General features: G+C 40.4%; 18 protein-coding genes and 1 riboswitch. Of the genes, 11 read left to right on the top strand and 7 right to left on the bottom strand.

What is annotated here, in order from left to right:
• Window positions 1-18 precede the first annotated feature (18 nt).
• Complete coding sequence (locus BVI01S_RS19850; protein WP_061811324.1) at window positions 19-780, bottom strand: AAA family ATPase; 762 nt, start codon at window positions 778-780, stop codon at window positions 19-21.
• A 533-nt stretch (window positions 781-1,313) separates the two neighbouring features.
• On the opposite strand from BVI01S_RS19850, the gene BVI01S_RS19840 reads away from it, so the two are divergent.
• Both BVI01S_RS19840 and spoIIP read left to right on the top strand, forming a co-directional pair.
• A complete protein-coding gene (locus BVI01S_RS19840; protein ID WP_244886959.1) occupies window positions 1,314-2,789 on the top strand; it encodes a flavin monoamine oxidase family protein in 1,476 nt (491 codons plus the stop codon).
• Window positions 2,790-2,959: 170 nt separating this feature from the next.
• The gene (gene spoIIP / locus BVI01S_RS19835) at window positions 2,960-4,126 is read left to right on the top strand and encodes a stage II sporulation protein P (protein WP_156477366.1); all 1,167 of its coding nucleotides are present in this window, start codon (window positions 2,960-2,962) and stop codon (window positions 4,124-4,126) included.
• A 74-nt stretch (window positions 4,127-4,200) separates the two neighbouring features.
• On the opposite strand, the gene BVI01S_RS19830 is transcribed toward spoIIP, so the two are convergent.
• On the bottom strand, window positions 4,201-4,416 hold the full coding sequence (locus BVI01S_RS19830) for a Fur-regulated basic protein FbpA (protein WP_061811322.1): 216 nt from the start codon (window positions 4,414-4,416) through the stop codon (window positions 4,201-4,203).
• A gap of 107 nt (window positions 4,417-4,523) precedes the next feature.
• Window positions 4,524-4,631: riboswitch (SAM riboswitch) on the bottom strand.
• 205 nt (window positions 4,632-4,836) lie between these two features.
• On the opposite strand from BVI01S_RS19830, the gene BVI01S_RS19825 reads away from it, so the two are divergent.
• Entirely contained in the window at window positions 4,837-6,225 is a 1,389-nt protein-coding gene (locus tag BVI01S_RS19825; protein WP_061811321.1) for a protoporphyrinogen oxidase, read from the top strand.
• A gap of 171 nt (window positions 6,226-6,396) precedes the next feature.
• Window positions 6,397-7,239 (top strand): aminoglycoside adenylyltransferase domain-containing protein, encoded by an 843-nt coding sequence (locus tag BVI01S_RS19820; RefSeq protein ID WP_061811320.1) that lies wholly within the window; start codon window positions 6,397-6,399, stop codon window positions 7,237-7,239.
• A 42-nt stretch (window positions 7,240-7,281) separates the two neighbouring features.
• Here the strand turns inward: BVI01S_RS19820 and BVI01S_RS19815 are convergent, their stop codons facing one another.
• Both BVI01S_RS19815 and BVI01S_RS19810 read right to left on the bottom strand, forming a co-directional pair.
• A complete protein-coding gene (locus BVI01S_RS19815; RefSeq protein ID WP_061811319.1) occupies window positions 7,282-8,301 on the bottom strand; it encodes an STAS domain-containing protein in 1,020 nt (339 codons plus the stop codon).
• Window positions 8,302-8,512: 211 nt separating this feature from the next.
• Window positions 8,513-9,274: an SDR family NAD(P)-dependent oxidoreductase gene (locus BVI01S_RS19810; protein WP_061811318.1), complete on the bottom strand. Its 762-nt coding sequence runs from the start codon at window positions 9,272-9,274 to the stop codon at window positions 8,513-8,515.
• A 91-nt stretch (window positions 9,275-9,365) separates the two neighbouring features.
• Between BVI01S_RS19810 and BVI01S_RS19805 the strand changes: the two genes are divergently transcribed.
• The 4 genes from BVI01S_RS19805 (at window position 9,366) to BVI01S_RS19790 (ending at window position 13,601) form a co-directional block, all read left to right on the top strand.
• Window positions 9,366-9,737: a MerR family transcriptional regulator gene (locus BVI01S_RS19805; RefSeq protein ID WP_061811317.1), complete on the top strand. Its 372-nt coding sequence runs from the start codon at window positions 9,366-9,368 to the stop codon at window positions 9,735-9,737.
• Window positions 9,738-9,929: 192 nt separating this feature from the next.
• Window positions 9,930-12,086, top strand: a complete 2,157-nt coding sequence (locus BVI01S_RS19800; protein WP_174523046.1) for a YhgE/Pip domain-containing protein — start codon at window positions 9,930-9,932, stop codon at window positions 12,084-12,086.
• Window positions 12,087-12,212: 126 nt separating this feature from the next.
• Complete coding sequence (locus BVI01S_RS19795; RefSeq protein ID WP_061811316.1) at window positions 12,213-13,100, top strand: diacylglycerol/lipid kinase family protein; 888 nt, start codon at window positions 12,213-12,215, stop codon at window positions 13,098-13,100.
• A 126-nt stretch (window positions 13,101-13,226) separates the two neighbouring features.
• Entirely contained in the window at window positions 13,227-13,601 is a 375-nt protein-coding gene (locus BVI01S_RS19790; protein WP_061811315.1) for a nucleotide excision repair endonuclease, read from the top strand.
• A gap of 42 nt (window positions 13,602-13,643) precedes the next feature.
• Here the strand turns inward: BVI01S_RS19790 and BVI01S_RS19785 are convergent, their stop codons facing one another.
• Complete coding sequence (locus BVI01S_RS19785; protein WP_061811314.1) at window positions 13,644-14,099, bottom strand: hypothetical protein; 456 nt, start codon at window positions 14,097-14,099, stop codon at window positions 13,644-13,646.
• Between the two features lie 228 nt (window positions 14,100-14,327).
• Window positions 14,328-14,885 carry an MEDS domain-containing protein gene (locus BVI01S_RS19780; protein ID WP_061811313.1) on the bottom strand — a complete coding sequence of 186 codons (558 nt, stop codon included), beginning with the start codon at window positions 14,883-14,885 and terminating at the stop codon, window positions 14,328-14,330.
• Window positions 14,886-15,055: 170 nt separating this feature from the next.
• Here BVI01S_RS19780 and BVI01S_RS19775 point away from each other — a divergent pair, with 170 nt between their 5' ends.
• Both BVI01S_RS19775 and BVI01S_RS19770 read left to right on the top strand, forming a co-directional pair.
• A complete protein-coding gene (locus BVI01S_RS19775) occupies window positions 15,056-15,580 on the top strand; it encodes a GNAT family N-acetyltransferase (RefSeq protein WP_061811312.1) in 525 nt (174 codons plus the stop codon).
• A 332-nt stretch (window positions 15,581-15,912) separates the two neighbouring features.
• A complete protein-coding gene (locus tag BVI01S_RS19770; protein WP_061811311.1) occupies window positions 15,913-16,617 on the top strand; it encodes a class I SAM-dependent methyltransferase in 705 nt (234 codons plus the stop codon).
• 50 nt (window positions 16,618-16,667) lie between these two features.
• On the opposite strand, the gene BVI01S_RS19765 is transcribed toward BVI01S_RS19770, so the two are convergent.
• Complete coding sequence (locus BVI01S_RS19765) at window positions 16,668-17,546, bottom strand: LysR family transcriptional regulator (protein ID WP_061811310.1); 879 nt, start codon at window positions 17,544-17,546, stop codon at window positions 16,668-16,670.
• A 112-nt stretch (window positions 17,547-17,658) separates the two neighbouring features.
• Between BVI01S_RS19765 and BVI01S_RS19760 the strand changes: the two genes are divergently transcribed.
• A complete protein-coding gene (locus BVI01S_RS19760; RefSeq protein WP_061811309.1) occupies window positions 17,659-18,744 on the top strand; it encodes a citrate synthase/methylcitrate synthase in 1,086 nt (361 codons plus the stop codon).
• The last annotated feature ends 116 nt before the right edge of the window (window positions 18,745-18,860 follow it).

Genomic DNA, 18,860 nt, shown 5'->3' with positions numbered 1-18,860 from the left:
TTGTGAGGGACGGACCTCTCATTCTTCCTCCTTTAATAAATGGTGCAACATTCGTTCTCGATCTTCAAAAAATTGCTTCATGATCTGGTAGTGACTCGTGTCTTCAAGGTTTGCTGCACTTAAACCATTTTCAGTTAGCTGAATGAGTTTCGATGATGGATAGGCCATTAAAATGGGAGAGTGTGTAGCGATTATAAATTGAGAATAATCGTTGACCAGTTCGTGTATGCGGGAAAGCATGGATAGTTGCCTCAAAGGAGAAAGTGCAGCTTCCGGCTCATCCAGAATATAAAGACCTTTTCCTCGAAATCTGTTCATGAAGGTCGAAAAGAATGCTTCCCCGTGAGATTGCTCATGCAGGGATTTCCCTCCAAACGAGTCGATTACCTTTGGAGCTGTAAAAGGGTCCCGGTCCATTTCTTCAATATTCGTCGCTACATTATAAAAGCTTTCCGCCCTTAGGAAAAAACCGTCTTGAGGACGATCGATCCCCCTTACCACCTTCATGTATTGATCCAGGTTTGAGTAGGAATCATACGTAGAAAAAGTAAAATTAAGCGACCCTCCCTCAGGGTTGAATCCAATGGCCATGGCAATAGCTTCTAATAACGTGGATTTCCCCATTCCATTTTCTCCGACGATGAACGTGACATTTGGATGCAGGGAAAGATCCTTTAAGTAACGTATACTTGGAATATTAAAAGGATAGGAGTGCAATGAGGGGACGTCTTCTCTCTTGAGCGAAACTGTCCGTATGTAAGGCTGTTGATAAAACGACATGATCCCGCTCCTTTTTATCTATAGATTACCATAAAGGATCATCATACATATATAAAAACTGCCATTACCGGAGTAAAGGCAGTTCGTTTCACGTTATCTTGAAGGTTCAAGCAGTACTACACTTTCTATAGTCGACGCCAATAGGCTGATGTCAGTAAATTCTTCCACTTTCATTGTGTCCACATAAGTAATGCGAAAACATTCCGTGTCCAGATGGTAAGTAACAGTCATAACAGGTGAGTGCTCATGGTTAGAAATCGTATGAACAATCTCACTTTCCTTGAATTCCTTAAGCGTCTTGAGCATGGTTAGGATATTTTCTAGTGACATATAACATGTCTCCCTTCTAGTGCTAGAGGGATTGACTAAATACAGTCTCGAAGACCCAATGAACCTTAAGTATAACATAGAACAGAGCAAATAGAAACATGCGTTCTGAAAACAACTGGAAATGATCATTATGTCACAGTAAACAAATGTATACCTCCCTAGATGAATTCATATGATGAAAGAGCAAGGGAGGTAGCTGTGGAATGGACAATCGATTAATGAGGGATTCCCCTTCTGAATTGAAGTATCCGGATGATATGCTTTCCATCATTCGAGAGGGATTAAATCCCTCTACATCCAAAAAGATTATCATCATAGGGGCCGGGATGAGTGGACTGGTTGCGGCCTCGACTTTAAAAGAGGCCGGGCATAATGTCGTGATTCTTGAAGGAAACAAAAGGATCGGGGGAAGGGTTTATACCGTTCGGAAGCCATTTACCTCCGGGAATTATATGGATGCCGGTGCCATGAGGATCCCCGATAATCATCGATTGGTATTTGAGTATATACGTAAATTTAAATTGCCATTTCAACCATTTCAAAATTCCTCTTCTAAAGACCTGTTTTTAGTAAATAACATTTTAGTGACGAGAAAAGAGTACGAAGCTGATCCGGATATTCTGCAATATCCTCTCCCCGAAAGTGAAAGGGGAAAAACCGCATCTGAGCTCTTTCTTGAAGCCACCAAGCCTTTTATAGATTTGTATAATAGCAGTGAACACAGTGAACAGTTGAACTTAATAAAGAAGTATTCGAATTATTCAGTGGGGCAATTCCTGTCCAACAACCCGTTCGGAAAATCCTTATCGTTGAATGCCATCCGGAAAATAAATGTCATTCTCGGAATCGAGGGATTTCCTGAATTTTCATTTGTTGATATATTAAAAGATATTATTTTTCCTATCTTTAGAAAAGAGACGAAGTTTTATGAAATAACAGGTGGTAATGACCGATTGCCGTATTCATTTATGGGTGAGCTACAGGCCCATATCTATATGAACCAAAAAGTGACCCGGATCATACAGTCTAGTTCAGGTGTCAACGTACAAACGGTTAACCCATTGGATGGGACGTATAGGGAGTATCAAACTGACTATGTGATTGTCACTGTTCCTTTTACCGTATTTCAATTTATTGATGTCGTCCCATATAACTCGATTTCTTTCAAAAAATGGCAGGCAATCCGTGAAGTGACCAATATTCCATCTGTAAAAATCGGTATCGAGTTCAGAAGTCGCTTTTGGGAGAAAATGAATTACGGAAACATTGTATCCGATCTTCCCACCCGATTTACTTATATGCCAAGCCATGACATAGGGAGCAGCAAACCTGGTGTGATGCTGGCAAGCTACAGTTGGGGTCAGAACGCTCTCTTATGGAATAGTAAATCGAAGGAAGCAATCATTTCAGACGTGTTGAAGGATCTATCCAGGGTTTATGGAAATCGGGTTTATACAGAACTACTGAATTATTTTGTTTATAATTGGAGCAGAAATCCTTTCTCGGCAGGATGTTTTACTCTATATACACCTGGTCAGGCAGCTGACATCGGGGATTATGTCCGTACACCCGAAGGAAGGATCCATTTTGCAGGCGAACACACGTCCTCTTTTCATGGTTGGATAGAAGGTGCGGTGGAATCCGGTATAAGGGCTGCATATGAAGTGAATGGGCGATAAACCAAAGACGCATTTCATCATGCGTTTTTTTACGTTCAGGTCGTTTTAGAAAAATGATTTTCCATTTGTGTCCTGTCCTATAGGAAATCAGACCGAATCCTGAAAAAACCTTCTACTCTATCGACACTCTGCATAAAGTTAACTATTAAATACTTTATATAGGGGTACTGATGATGTCGTATAAGTCTCGAAATAATAATAGCTTAGTCCCGCTAGTATTCGTATCTATGAAAGCCGTCATCCGGGTAGTATTGATAGGGATCATCATGATGTATGTCATGGTATGGCTGATTTCATCGACGGCCATTAAATTGAGGGTGGACAGCCTTTTCTATACTTCCGTTTCAGAGCTTGTACCGAAAGAGACATTCCTTATGCTTCTGTCACAGGAAATGACAGGTCTGCGCATCGAGAATAAAGAGGCCATGAATACCGACTTTGATTGGTTGGAAAGCGTGACGAATGTATCGCTGCTTGACCCCAGGAGTTTATTTGGACGGGAAATACCTGGAATTGAGAATTATCATACTCATATAGCCGTGGCCGGAAAAGGGACGGACATTACCAATTTACCTAATGAGTCGCCAGCGCCAACGGAGGACCAGCTGAAGGATCAGGAAATCGATCAGAACCAAGTCGATCAAGCCAATCATAACTCAGGTGACGGAGTGCAGGAGATTGAAGAAAAATCCGTATTCATTTATCACTCCCACAGCTGGGAAGCCTTTAGCCCTCTAATTAAAAACAATGATTCAAAAGATCCGGCCAGTACGAATGAAAAGGTCAATGTCATTGCGGTTGGTTCAAAATTAAAACAGGAACTCGAATCACGAGGAATCGGGGCAGTGCAGGACAAGACAGATGTAAACCAAGCATTGAAAAACAAATCATGGACCTATTTTGAATCTTATAAGCTGACAAGGGGACTGGTTCAGGAAGCCCTTGCACAAGATGATGATTTAACCTACTTAATAGATATTCACCGGGACTCCCAACCACGAAAAATTACGACCAAAACGATCAATGGCAAGGACTATGCACGCCTCTTTTTCATCGTAGGGAAAGAAAATAAGAATTTTGAAAAGAATCTCAAAATCGCGAAAGAATTAAATGCTAAATTAGAAGAGAAGTACCCTGGAATCAGCAGGGGGGTTTTCGTTAAAACAAAAGCAGAAGGAAATGGGGTCTACAATCAGGATCTAACAGAAAGGGCGATGCTCCTTGAGTTTGGCGGGGTGGAAAATAACTTAGTGGAATTATATAATTCCACTGATGCATTTGCGGAAATCTTTGCAGCTTATTATAAGAAGGATGCGGTTGAGGTAAATGCTCAATAACTATTGAAATGACGTGAGCCATAGGCCCGCGTCATTTTATTGTTTGGGCATCTGCGAAAAGATAAACCAGGCTTCTAACTGGTTAACTTCGTGCAATTTTTCCAGTGAATAGAGCCGACATCACTATGCGGATGGCAATCCTTCTGAATATAGAGATACTCATCCTCAAGTTCTCTAAGTGTCAGCTCGAATAATTGTTTATTACCTTTTTTGAAAATGTTATGGACGATCAATTTGTTAATTAACTCATTTCTTCTTTGATTAATTGCTTCCTGGAGATTTTCTCCCATTATGATCACTCCTCTTATAATGTGAATAAACAGAGAAAGAGACTTTTTCATGTAAAAAAGCCTACTTCCTAGTAAGATAAGAAGAAGGCTTTAACGGAAAAAACTTCAACTTATCTTTCAAGCTTGACGCTTGTGGATTTAGCACAGTGTTCTAGAAATTAGAATCTGTTGCTGAGGTATCATCGGGCCAGTCCCTCTACCTCTCTGGATAAGTGGCTATGTGGTTATCAGAATTCTATTATATGTTATATCAAACTATTCCTAGTTGTCAACTTTGAATTAAATGTGGCCCCAGGATCAAAAAATGATGTCCTCATTCTAATTACATATCATATTCCTTTTTCAGACACAGTTTCTTTTTCTAATCTGCCTAAAACATGATAATCTGTATACATAAACGTAATTAATGGAGTGGATGGTATGAAGAAAGTGGTTATCGTAGGTGGGGGCATTACAGGCTTAACGGCTCTCTATAATCTGCAAAAGATATCCAGGGAACAAAATCTGGATATTGAGTTAGTGTTAATTGAACGGAATCAACAGCTCGGTGGTAAGATCAGGACGATAACGGAAGGTGACTTTATAATGGAAGCTGGTGCAGATTCCATTGTGGCCCGTAATGAGGGAGTGCTTCCATTGGTCAATGACCTTCAACTTCAAAACGAACTGGTCTATAACGAAACAGGTACATCTTACATATACACAAATGGTGAACTGCATAGAATACCTACCGACACAATCTTCGGTATTCCCATGAGCATAGAAGCACTTAATGAAAGCACTCTGATTTCTGAAGCCGGAAAGAAAGCGGCGCTTTTGGACCTGAAAACGAAAAATACTGTATTCACGAAGGAAAGCTCCATAGGAGAATTTCTGGAAGCATTCCTCGGGAAGGAACTTGTGGAAAATCAGATCGCACCTGTATTATCAGGGGTGTATTCAGGGAACTTGTATAAGCTGACCATGGCCTCGACTCTACCATATCTTCTGGATTATAAAAATGAGTATGGGAGCATCATCCAAGGATTATCTGTAAACAAGCAGAAATTCAAGGGATCTTCCAATAAAAAGTTCATTTCCTTTAGGCATGGACTATCCACCATTATCGACCGTCTGGAAGAAGAGTGCGGTGATGCGACGATCCTAAAAGGAACAGCGACAACAAATCTCCAAATGAGTGCTGACAAATATGAGCTTACGTTAAAAGGTCATGAAAACATTCAAGCAGATGCTGTCATTTTTGCGACACCTCATGATGTGACTCAACAGATTTTAAATCGTGCAACATTAAATGAAGATTTTAATACCCTAAGGAACTCTTCCTTGATCTCCATCTATCTGGGTTTCAATGTTCCTGACGAGGAGCTCCCGGCTGATGGTACAGGGTTTATTGTTTCTAAAGGCAGCGAAGTGAAGTGCGATGCATGTACATGGACGAGCCGTAAATGGAAACACACTTCCCGAAACCATAATCTTCTGGTAAGACTTTTTTATAAGAGCTCGAATGCTCATTACGGGCAGTTAAAGCATTTAGAAGAGGACGAACTGACAAAAGTGGCACTGGATGATATTAAAAAGAGCGTCGGAATCAATGCGGATCCCATCTCAGTGGAAGTGACTAATTGGAAAGATTTAATGCCGAATTATCATCTTTCGCATAATCAGGCCGTGCAGACTTTGGAGAAGGTGATCACCACTGAAATGCCAAGAGTGAAACTGGCCGGAGCCTCCTACTACGGCGTGGGGATAGGCGCCTGTATTCAGAACGGAAAGAAAATAGCAGAATCGATAATAGAAGACATCATGTAAGGAGCTTGACCTCAGAGGGGTCAAGCTTCTTTTGATGTTGAAAAATCAATATAGGTAACACCAAAATGAAAATATCCATTGAATGCCCTTCCATTATTTGAAATAATTGGTTATTGAGGGTTATAGATGCTAGAGCCTTGCACAAAATCATTCATTGGAGGAAAACATGACATGGCAAACGTACCAAGAATCGTAAACAGCGTGCTGGAGGAATATATTAGACTATTTAATACTTATTTACCTAAAACACTTGAAGGATTGTATTTACACGGGTCCATTGCCCTCGGTGCATTTGTGAGTGATTCCAGTGACATTGATTTTATTACCGTCACCAACCGTCGACTAACCACAGAAGATTACGACGCTCTTAATCGTATTCATACAACACTACAGCAGACGTTTCAAAAGCCGGAAATGGATGGGGTATATATTTTAAAAGAAGATTTCGGGAAGATGGGTCCAAGCTGTGAAGAGGATACCAAAATGTACGCATACTATAACAATGGTGAATTAAAATTTGGGGAATATTTCAATTTTAATCCTATCACATGGTATTTAGTGAAGCATAACGGGATTAGAGTTGTAGGACCTGAAATTTCATCATCCTTTTCAGGACCGTCCAGAGAGGAACTGTACCAATATGTCCTTCATAATATGAATACGTATTGGTCTGGAAGACTTCAATCCTTCGAAGAATCTCTAGAGGAGGTAAAGCATTATCCCACCACTATGATTGATGCTGAAATAGAGTGGTCGGTCCTTGGAGTTCTTCGTCAATATTACACATTGAAAGAAGCGTCGATCATTTCAAAGCAAGATGCCGGCCGGTATGGATTGCAGGAGCTTCCTGAAAAGTGGCATAGCCTGATTAGGGAAGCGATGAACATCCGTTCAGGGTTGAAAGGATTTGATTCAGCCTTAAATGAGATCCGGGTAAAGCAGACCATAACGTTTTTAAAATATGTGATAGCCCATTGCAATGAGAAGAATATGGAACATCCTATTCAACGCTAGGGTACAAGTAAAAGGCAGGAAATGATCCTGCCTATTTATACTCTACACCTTCTTGATGATCTCCATCCCTAATTGATCCAGGGCGTAGTTGATTCCCTGTTGCAGGATTGAAAAGCAGGGAATATGGTTCATCCGATAGCCCCTCTGTGTAACCTTAATACTCAGTTCAGAAGAAATCCCCACAAGTAAACACTTAGTTCCTAATAATGAGGCGGCACTTACGAATTTCTGAATGAAAGATAACGTATAATCATCCACCTTGCTGAGACTGGTCAAATCGATAATCAGGAATTCAGCTTTGTAACGCGGCAGATTGAGAAGTGTTTTATTTAGCAATTCTTCAGCTCGAATTTCATTATAGCGACCTACAAGAGGGACCACGAGAATCGAGTCCAATACAGGAATGATCGGTGAAGAAATTTCTTTGATGATCTCGGATAACACTTCGGTTCTCTGCTTCGTAATACGATCCAATTCTTCTTGGGCTGCTATGGTTTGCTCTTCCATTAGCGCATTCACATTCAAAGAAGGAGAAATATCGGAGGCGAAAAACTCATATACGCTACAGTCGTCACCACTGATCTGGCTTTTGACTACCCGGTACCAAACTTTAGAGCCGAATATTCCAGTCAGTACACCAGCCCAATGACCTGGTATGAATGTTCCTTCTTCTTCTTTTCCCTGTGCAACATTCACTTTATACTCCCATCCATTGCAAAATTGCACGACTGCCTTTTTTTCTTCAATGGAATACGATAAGATTTCTGTAATTCCCCAACCAGCTGTTACATAAGTATTAGGGAGTTTATCCAGGATTTCTTCCGGTTTCCCGATGGATTTCAAATAAAAGTCACTGACGATCAGGCCGGTTCGGTAGCCTGCTGTCTCAAGGACCAATCTTGCCTCTTTTTCTCCGGCTATTTCCTCGATGGAATCGATCAGCGTTTTAAACGCTGTATTAACCCAAAATAATACAACCTCATCATTTTCAAATGTTATGGATCCCTTATCCAAATCCCAATCAAATAATGAACCATTCACATCAATATCATATTTTGTCATCACATTAACCCCCATCGATACCAGAATAGATTGTTTATGTATTTATAAGTCAAATACTACTCTTTTACCCCAATCAATTATTACCTAAACCATTTAATTAGGAAGTATAGATCAAAGGGGAAATGGGGGATTTATGTATGTCATATTACGGGAAGAAAAAACAGTACCACGAAGAAAAGATCCTTCGTGATACTGTAAGAAGATTAGGTTACTATTTAGATGTCCGATTGGCATATGGGTAAATGGGATCCATTAGATTGAACTCATATGTCTCTCCATTAACAATCCCCACCACTTTGTCACTGTCATAAAGATCCAACATGAATTGTGCCATTTCCTTAGCTGTATGATATTGGGGCACAGTGCCATCATATTTGAAATCAGGTACATCAAATGATCGTTGGGCGAACTCGGTTTCTGTCGCTGCTGGTGCCAATACTTTCGCTTTCATGTGTGAACCTTTTGAAGCAAGCTCCTGTGCAAGTCCTTCGGTGAATGCACTCACATAGAACTTCGTAGCACAATAGGTTACGGCATCTGCAACAATTGTGTATCCACCTCCTGAAGAAACATTGATCAGTTGAGTACCGGCTACATGTTCATAATCCCTTACAAAAAGGGAAGATAATAAGGTCAATGCCTCTATATTAAGGTTCAACATATTTTGGATTTTTGTAAGATTCTGCTCAGATACGGAATCGAAGTTCCCAAATCCCGCATTATTAATCAACGTTTGAATCTGGTATTGTTTCAAGTTTTCATAAAGTTGGTAGACGTTTTCGCTGATGGACAAATCCACAGGCATGATTATGACATCAACCTCTGGGTATGCTGAGGTAATCTCATTCTTCAGCTCACTTAATTTTTCCTCTCGTCTGGCGACAGCTATGATATTCTTCCCTCTGGCTGCGAAGGCAAGTGATGCCTCGTACCCGATTCCCGAGCTTGCTCCGGTAATGACTGTGTAGTTCATATTTTCTCCTCCTGCCTATTTATGTTACACTACAATCCTAAAGCTTAGAGTGGACTCTAAGTCAACCGTTTATGCATTGGAGGAAAGCGGAATGTATAGTATTAGTGAAGCGTCTTCAGAACTGGGGGTCACTCCGCACTCCCTTCGTTATTATGAAAAAGAAGGAATCATCACTCCAGACCGATCACCATCAGGTGTTAGGGAATATACTGAATCCCATATGAAATGGCTGAAATTTGTGTTGAAACTAAGGGAGACTCAAATGCCCATATCAACCATAAAAAAGTATACCGCGTTGTTCTTGGAAGGGGATCACACCATGGAAGAGAGATTGTCATTACTGGAAGAACATCAACGAAATATACAGGAGCAGCTTCAAACTTTATCGTCTACTAATGAAATGTTGAACAATAAGATTGGTTCGTATAAGAGAGTTATGGCGGAACACACATCAGATAGTTGAAGTTCCCTTGATGGTAAGCATACATTTATGTTTCTGAATCCTATAGTCTGAAAATGGAAAGGGTACCTGACTTCATATGTCAGGGCCTTTTTTTGCGAAATTATCACTTTTTTTCAAGCATCCGTAGTGGCAAAACACGGGTTGGGTAAACTAAGTTTCAAATGACAGCTTAGGGACAAAGGCGGAATTCATATGCAAAACATCTGGAAAATTTTCACTAGGGACATAAAAAATGTATCCAGGAACTGGGTGGCTGCATTCCTGATAGGCGGCTTGATGTTATTACCATCTCTTTATGCCTGGTTTAATATCGGTGCTTCCTGGGACCCATACAGTAAGACCGATCAGCTTCCGGTCGGGATCGTGAATGAGGATAAGGGAGCGGAAATCAAAGGGGAAAAACTGAATATCGGGGAAGACCTTGTAAAGGAATTAAAGAAAAATGATGATATGAACTGGAAGTTTGATGACAGAAAAAAAGCGATGGACCGCGTGGAATACGGTGAGTATTTCGCAGTCATCATCATTCCCCACGACTTCTCGGGGAAGTTGGCAACTGTCATAGACGATAAACCCGAAAAGGCGACCTTGGAATATTACGTAAATGAAAAGATCAATGCCATCGCACCGAAAATTACAGAATCCGGGGCAGGTGGGATCGTTGATAAAATAACGGGTTCGTTTATATCCACCGTCAATGGGACCATATTTGAACTGTTTAATGAGCTGGGAATTGAGATTCAAAAGGACCTCCCCGACATCAAAAGGTTTGAAGATTATGTATTTACAGTAGATCGAAAGTTACCGGAAATCGGTGCTGCCCTGAATGAATCGTTGTCGGATGCCGAGAGTGCCAAGAAGATCATTCAGAAAGCGCAGGGTGAAATCCCAGAAGTGAAACGTGTGACGGATCAGGGACTTGATACGATCGATCGGACAACGGATTTTCTCAACAAAGCTGAAAATGAATTAAATGAGTTGGCTCCAACCATTCAAGAAGATTTAGAACAGGTACAGGAAATGGCTTCCAAGGTCAATGAGTTCCTGGGTCAAATCCAAACCACTTCCGTAGACCTTAGTGGAGCAGAAGCCATCAACAAGGGAATTGCTGATAAGCTTACCTCCTCCATTCAGACGATTGACACAGTTGAAGGTTCCTTACAATCGTTACAGAAGAATGAAGATAATCCAAATCAGGAACAAATTGAACAGGCCCTGAATCAGCTGGAAGAAGTTAAGGTGGAAGTGCAGAGTATTCAAAATGAAGGTCGGAAACTAAATGATTTCATTACAACAAAGCAACAAGACGTGAACGAATTGATCAAGGGCATCAAAGATCGTGCGCGTAAAACGGATAATGATATGGATGAACTTATAAAAAGATACAAACAAACGATTGAACCGGCGGTATTGGGTGAGGTAGCTAATGCAAAGGGAACCTTGAATGAAGCAAGGAACATCCTTCAAGACATCCAAGGGACCATTCCGGAAGTGGAAAGGATTCTCTCTAATACAGATAAGAACATCGACAAAGGAATCGAAACCCTCCAAAGCGTTTCAAGTCAATTTCCGTATATTAAGGATAAAATCAGCCAGCTTGCCGGGCGTATCAGGGATATTCAGGGGGAAACTGATATAAATGAAATTATTGATCTCCTTCGAAATGATCCCAATGCAGAGAAAAGCTTCTTTGAAGAACCGGTTGTCTTAAATAAAAATAGTTTATTTCCAATCCGGAATTATGGGGCTGCCATGACCCCGTTTTATACTGTGTTAGCCATCTGGGTAGGTGCCCTTTTGTTAATCTCGCTATTAGCAACGGAAGTCATCGCTCCACATGAGTTTACTGAAAGGGAAATCTATTTTGGTAAACTGCTGACGTTTCTCGGCATAGGGTTCATACAAGCCATGATTGTTACGGTTGGAGACATTTTTATCCTGAGGGTTCATATCGCAGAACCTGGTTGGTTTATTGGCTTCGGATTATACATCAGCATTGTTTTTATGATTGTGGTGTATACATTGGTATCGGTATTTGGGAATATCGGAAAAGCGATGGCCATCGTCCTTCTGGTCCTGCAGATTGCAGGAGCCGGCGGGACTTATCCCGTGCCGCTTTTGCCGACTTTTTTCCAAACCATTCATCCATTCCTCCCATTTTCTTATAGCATCGATCTCATGAGGGAAGCGGTTGGTGGGATCGTTTGGGAGAGAGTGTACAGGGATATTTTAATTTTAAGCTTATTTGGCCTTATTGGCTTATTATTCGGCACATTTTTTAAAGGGCCGCTAAGTAAAAGGACAAAAGCTTTTATGAAAAAATCAAAAGAATCCGGGTTGTTTCATTGAACATGTTGATGATATAGAAATCGGTTTTTAATTCGCTTCCCTGCTTTTTAACGATGGAAAAGGATTCCTCTCTTTACAATTGGGGTAAAGCCTAATAAATACATAATGTAAAAGGGAGGAAATAGTGTGAAGCAAGCCATGTTAATCGTCAATCCATCTTCTGGGAAGGAATTGGGTGAACAATATAGTGACTATGCACTTAAAACGATGAAGGAGATGGGATATGAGACTGTTTTGCGATTGACGAAAGGAGAGGGGGACGCAATGGAATTTGCGAGGGAAGCTTGTGAGAAAAGATATGATTTCCTTGCCGCGATGGGAGGGGATGGCACGATCAATGAAGCCATTAACGGGATGGCTGAACAGGAGTACCGGCCTATTTTCGGCCTTATCCCGCTCGGTACGGTCAACGATTTCGCACGCGCTCTCAATATTCCAATGAAACCTGAAGAAGCAATCGACATCTTTAAGCAAAATCATGTCCAGAAAACCGACGTCGGAAAGATCAATGATCGATACTTCATCAATATTGTGGCAGTCGGAGCATTGGCAGAGGCTTCATTTTCCACACCGGTTGAACAGAAATCAAAACTTGGTCCACTTGCCTATATAATAGAAGGAATGAAGAAAATGAAAGAGAAGCAGCCGTTTGAGCTTAAGGTTCAATCGGAACATGATTGGGAAGGGGAAGCCCTTCTGATGCTTGTAGCCCTGACCAATTCTGTGGGAGGGATGGAAACCATCGCACCAGAAGCCAAGGTGAATGATGGACAGCTTCATGTCTTTATTATTAAAGATATGGCTCTTCCCAAGTTCCTTTTATTACTTCCTAAAATCCTGCTGGGTGAATTAGCGGAGAGTGAACATGTACACTATATGAAAGTGACCAAACTCCAGGCGAAATCCACCTATGAGATGATAGCCAATGTGGATGGGGACGAGGGAGACCAACTCCCTATCACAATAGAAAATTTGAAACAGCATCTGGACATTCTCGTTCCCGTTCAAAAATAAGAATTCACATAAGGGAATGTAGAGGGGAGGGCAATCCTTTTTTAAGGGAAGTGCACCGTAGTATAGTAATTCTATCCTTTTTGTGTTACCATTACCTCTTAGAGCAAACAAAGGACGTGACCATTCATGATAAACATTCAAATCCCACAAGCGGATATTTCCATAACGGAACGAAAACAAGCAAAAGACTCAGAAGAACCAAAGATCAAAAGCATACAGGGCTTTATCGATCTTCACGAAATTCCAAGAGATAAGGGCGGCATCATCTTATTTTATAATATCAATGATGAACTTCTATTCGTTGGGAAAGCCAGAAAGCTGCGACAAAGAGTAAAGAAGCATCTTGAAGATACTGTATCACCATTGCGTAATCATAGAGATGAAGTCTACCGAATCGATGTAGCTATCGTAGAAGACGCCATGGATCGTGACATTTATGAAACATACATCATCAATAAACTTCAAGCGAAATATAATGTTGACAAAGTATTCTATAAGTAAGAAATCAAAAGGTACCAGGATCCGATCCTGGTACCTTTTGATTTATAGAGATGTATTTAAGCTTCTAGCGGGTAAATGTGGATTCCAATTAACCAACAATTCTTCCCGAACTCCAAAATAGGTTGTATCCGTCCGATCAGTCACCCCATAAGAAACCTCGGTTCCGTCATCACTCCAATGAATGGTGATCGATACGATTACAGAAGGTCTCTTCACCCCGGCTATCTCAATATCAACCGGTTGCTTCAGGTCAAATACCGTTTCAAAGCTGATTTCCTGTCTTTGGATGGATGGGGGCGAGAGGGAATCTTCAATATTCACATATTTCTTTTTGTGATCCAGGATATCATATGTAATAAAAGATTTCCCGGGTTTAATCCAGTACACGATTTGTACAATGCGCCCTGCCTTTAAAGAAGTTCCGGAATATGTTTCATGAAAAAGATCCTCATACTCAATGACTTCATTCAATTTGATGGGATTTATGGTTCCGTTCACAAGAGCCCCTCCTGTAATAAAGATAGAAAGCCTTATAGTTATAGTTATTGGAGGGGTGTCACTCATAGAACCACGAGAAAAAACAACTGATCCTTTTTTAAAGAATCATATAATAGGATTAGGTGAAAATATCTGAACATGACTATCTATCGGTAAAGCCATTACGGAAGAACACAGAGCAGTTCAAAAATAAAAGACCCTTCGTAAAAGAAGGATCTTAATAGTTTACTATCTTCTATATGTCATGGATAATCGAAGATCTTCATCTGTCAACACATACTGATGAACCATCTCCAATGTTTCTGTCAACGTACTTGATAAGCTGTGACCTGGATATGCACAAACTGATAGCATACCTTCCTGAAGGACATAATCATCAGCGATCGATTCAAATTCCTTGATTAAGTGTGCGTTCGGTTCTTTCGAAATCCATTCGACATGGCCCCAGGTTCTTATGGAAGAGTTCAATTTCTTTATGACAGAGAGATCCTTTTGGAAAGCGTTGAGAATATGCTGAGTGTTAAAGTCCCCATTTAAAAAATAGTAATCAAAATTATCAACTAATGAAATCGATGAGAGCTGTTCCTCTGTATACAATCTGTTCATTCTATGTTTGACCTTGGTGATATTTCTCATGCTTTCAATAATAAGCATATGTTGATTGTTTTCCAAGCCTGCCCGAATAAATAACATTAGATTTCGAATGTAGGCTTCCTCCTGTTGAAAGGGGTAAAAAATATGACCTTTCTGTAAGGTTCCGAGCTTCACATCATTTAACACTTCCATATATCCTCACCTCTCGTCCCAAGAAATTATTGCCTTTATGCTACTTTAAGCATAACATAAACGTGAATGAAGCTATACACATTTATGTTTGAATATTCTTACAATTATCCAACTGTTATATTCCCAGGTCATTTCACCATATTTCCAGGATGAGAAAGAGAGGAAGAGACATGAATCTTCATATTGAAAAATTAACCCACCCAAACATTGATATCCTTAATGCTTTAAATAAATGGGATAACTCTCCCGATTTGATCCCATTCATTAGGCCAAATCGAAACAGGGAAGAGCTTGAGCAGTGCAGGAACATGGACATGGATGAATTGAAAGATCGATTGGAATCTCATTCTATGTTTCTTATATACGTTGAAAATAAACTTGTAGGGGAAATGAATTATATGATTGACCCCGCTCATCTATTTAAAAAAGTGAGGGGAACTGCCTGGGTAGGGATTACGATTGGCGATCCTGATGCACGGGGGAAGGGAATAGGGTATGAAGCCATTCGGTATTTGGAAAAGGAAATAAAAGAACAAGGACTGGCCAGAATAGAACTTGGTGTTTTTGAATTTAACACTCAGGCACATAAGCTATACAGTCAGATGGGTTATCAGGTAATAGGCAGGATCCCGGATTTCACCTATTGGAATGAAAAAATGTGGTCCGATATCCGCATGGAGAAAGTCCTGGTTTGATTTTATAAAAATTTAGAGGACGACCATATTGAATGCATATTTATTTATTGCATTTCTGTAACAATTATGACAATGATGGTACTCCAACAGAATTCAACCTCATACCTCAATTCAATCAGAATCCATCAGGTTGGATAATAACACATTTAGATACCCTTCCATTAATGTGCGTAAAGGGAACTTGATTAGGGGTTAGTGGACCCATATAAGCAGATTGAATCATAAACTTCACCTCTTGTTCACCAGCGAAAAAATATATTTGTAAATTCGTGGTAACCTACCTAATCTTGTAATAAAGTATACTGTAATCAGGGAATGAAGGAGGGAAACATATGCAAGAAAGTATTCGTAGCTACGATGATTTATTAACCATGCTTGATTCATTTTTACGGGAACCTGAACCATTTTGGGATGAGTTTTTTTCTGACCGCGAGAAACCAGTACCTATCTTTGTGAATGCACCCGACGAAAACTTAGTTTCTTATATAGAACGGGGAATCATCACAAGGGGAAAGGTACTCGAGCTTGGCTGTGGACCAGGCAGGAATGCCATTTTTTTAGCAGAACATGGATTTGAGGTTGACGCAGTCGATTTATCTAAAACGTCCCTTGATTGGGCAAAGGAACGGGCTGATGAAAGAAGTTTGACCATCAACTTTTTACATCAGAATATATTTGATTGTGACCTCCCCATTGAAAAGTACGATTTCATATACGATTCAGGATGTTTTCACCATATCGCTCCCCACAGAAGGATAAGTTACATAAATCTAATTGAAAGAGCATTAAGGGAAGGAGGATACTTTGGCATAACGTGTTTTTATAAGGGTGGTAAACTAGGCGGATCTGATCTATCTGATTGGGAAGTGTATAAAAAAGGATCTCTGATGGGAGGATTAGGGTATACAGAAGAACGTTTAATGAGTGTATTTCAATCATTAAATCCCATTGAAATCAGGAAAATGATCGATAAAATAGGTTCAGATAACATGTTCGGCGCATCTGACTTACTGACAGGTCTTTTTCGAAAAAGGTAATCTATCCAAAGGATGCCATGGACACTAAATCGTGCCCATGGTATCTTTTTTTACACTCTAAATCGGGACAGAAAACGTAAAAATTCGTTTTGTGTTTTATGTTGGTATTTTGTAAGTGCGAAGGTCTTAGCTTCCGGCATGGGAAAAGCACTTGTATGAACTTCTAGCAGCCTCCCTTCCAACAGCTCTCTCCTGACTGAAGAGGAAGGAAGGTAGGATACGCCAAGTCCTTCTGCAATGAATCGTTTCGTAATATGTGTCTGCGAAACTCTCATCATCCTTGTTGTCGGATAAAATTGTTTAATGGTATAACAGAGTTCATCCCAATAGGAAGGGTGATTGTGGGTCAATAAGTAATTCGATGCCAATAACTCTTCTTCGTCCAGGGGTGGTGCTGATTCAAAATCCCTTCCATCATGAGGAGCCACCAAAATGACCTTATCTGAGAATAAGAGAGTCTGTTCAAGTTCAGGACTAAAACAGGGGAGACAGGAAAGTCCGATATCCACCCTTTCTTCCAAAACCGCCTTCTCTATTTCCGCAGATTCAATGATTTCAACCGAAATTTCCACCTGGGGATGATTCTCAAGATACTGCTTTAATACAAAAGGCAGGACATTATCAGCAATCAAGGGGGAGATAGCCATTTTAAGTGTGGTTGTGTAACCCTGACTAAAGGATTGTATATCTGTAATCCCTTCCTCATACACCTCGATCAATCTCTTCGCATTTTGTAAATAGGATCTCCCCGCTTCTGTCAGTTTGATTTTCTTCCCATCTCTTTCGAAAAGGATCACCCCGAGTTCTTTTTCAAGTTGTTTAATATGTACCGTGACGGTCGGTTGTGAAATATATAATCGCTCGGCAGCTTTCCTGAAATGGTTGAATTCAGCTGCAATAATAAATGTTTTAATAATACTCAAATCCACTAGACCCACCCCTTATTATAAAATGTAATCAATTCAATTAAATATATTTAATTTTCTTAATTATAAATCCATTATACAATCATTGTAATTAAGCGAAAAGGGGATGTTGGGAATGTTTAGTGAAGGGTTAAAAGGGATTGTGGCAGCTCAAACGTCGATCAGTCACATTGATGGAAATGAAGGTGTCCTCATTTATAGGGGGTATGAAATCGGAGAACTCGGTCATCTGTCATTTGAAGAAGCTGCGTTTTTGTTGTGGTATGGGGATCTTCCGACAAAAGAGGATGCAGTGGAAATCAAGAAGAAATTGAGCACCTATCGCACTCTGACACCTGCAATGAAGGAAATTCTTCATTCACTACCAGAAAAAATGGATATGATGAGTGTATTAAGGACGGTTATCTCTTCCATAGGAGCATCAGAATACAACTGGAAACCGACAATAGAGCAATCCTTGCGATTGACAGCTGTCATACCTACGATCATTGCCCATCGATTTAATATGCTGATGGGTAGACCTTTATTTGAGGGTGATAGCGAGTTAAGCCATATAGAGAATTATCTATGTATGCTAACAGGAAAAAGGCCGTCTAAGGCAGTTGCGGATGCACTTGAAACGTATATGGTACTTACGATGGAACATGGAATGAATGCTTCCGCCTTCTCGGCAAGAGTCACGGCCTCAACGGAATCTGATCTTGTTTCAGCCATCACTTCAGCGATCGGGACAATGAAAGGTCCCCTTCACGGTGGGGCACCATCCGGGGTCATTGATTTATTGAACGAAATAGGTGTGTCTGGAAGAGCAGAAACAATCATTAGAGAAAAATTGCTGAAAGGTGAGAAGCTGATGGGATTCGGTCATCGGGTATATAAGACTCATGATCCAAGAGCACTTGCTTTAAGAACAAAGCTGCTAGAAAATAAGGGTGGTGATTCCTCTTTGGATCTGGCACTATTTGTCGAGAAGAAGGCGATTGAATTGTTAGCTGAATTGAAGCCAGGAAGATCCCTGTACACCAATGTAGAATTTTATGCAGCAGCCATCATGAAATCGATTAATCTGCCAACTGATCTATTCACACCGACTTTTACGGCCGCTCGCATCGTTGGTTGGACAGCCCATGTATTGGAGCAAGCTGAAAATAATACAATATTTAGGCCACAGTCTGAATATATAGGAAAACGAAACGCATAAAGAACAACTCCTTCCTGTCTACTTGATGCAGACTTTTGTGTGAGACTGGGACATATCTAAATACGTCTTCTCTAAAGACGAACAATAAAAATTAGGTAGGATCTCTTGTTACACCG

It is taken from the genome of Rossellomorea vietnamensis NBRC 101237, from assembly GCF_001591825.1.
GTDB lineage: Bacteria > Bacillota > Bacilli > Bacillales > Bacillaceae_B > Rossellomorea > Rossellomorea vietnamensis.
This window is presented reverse-complemented; position numbering and strand designations above follow the sequence as displayed.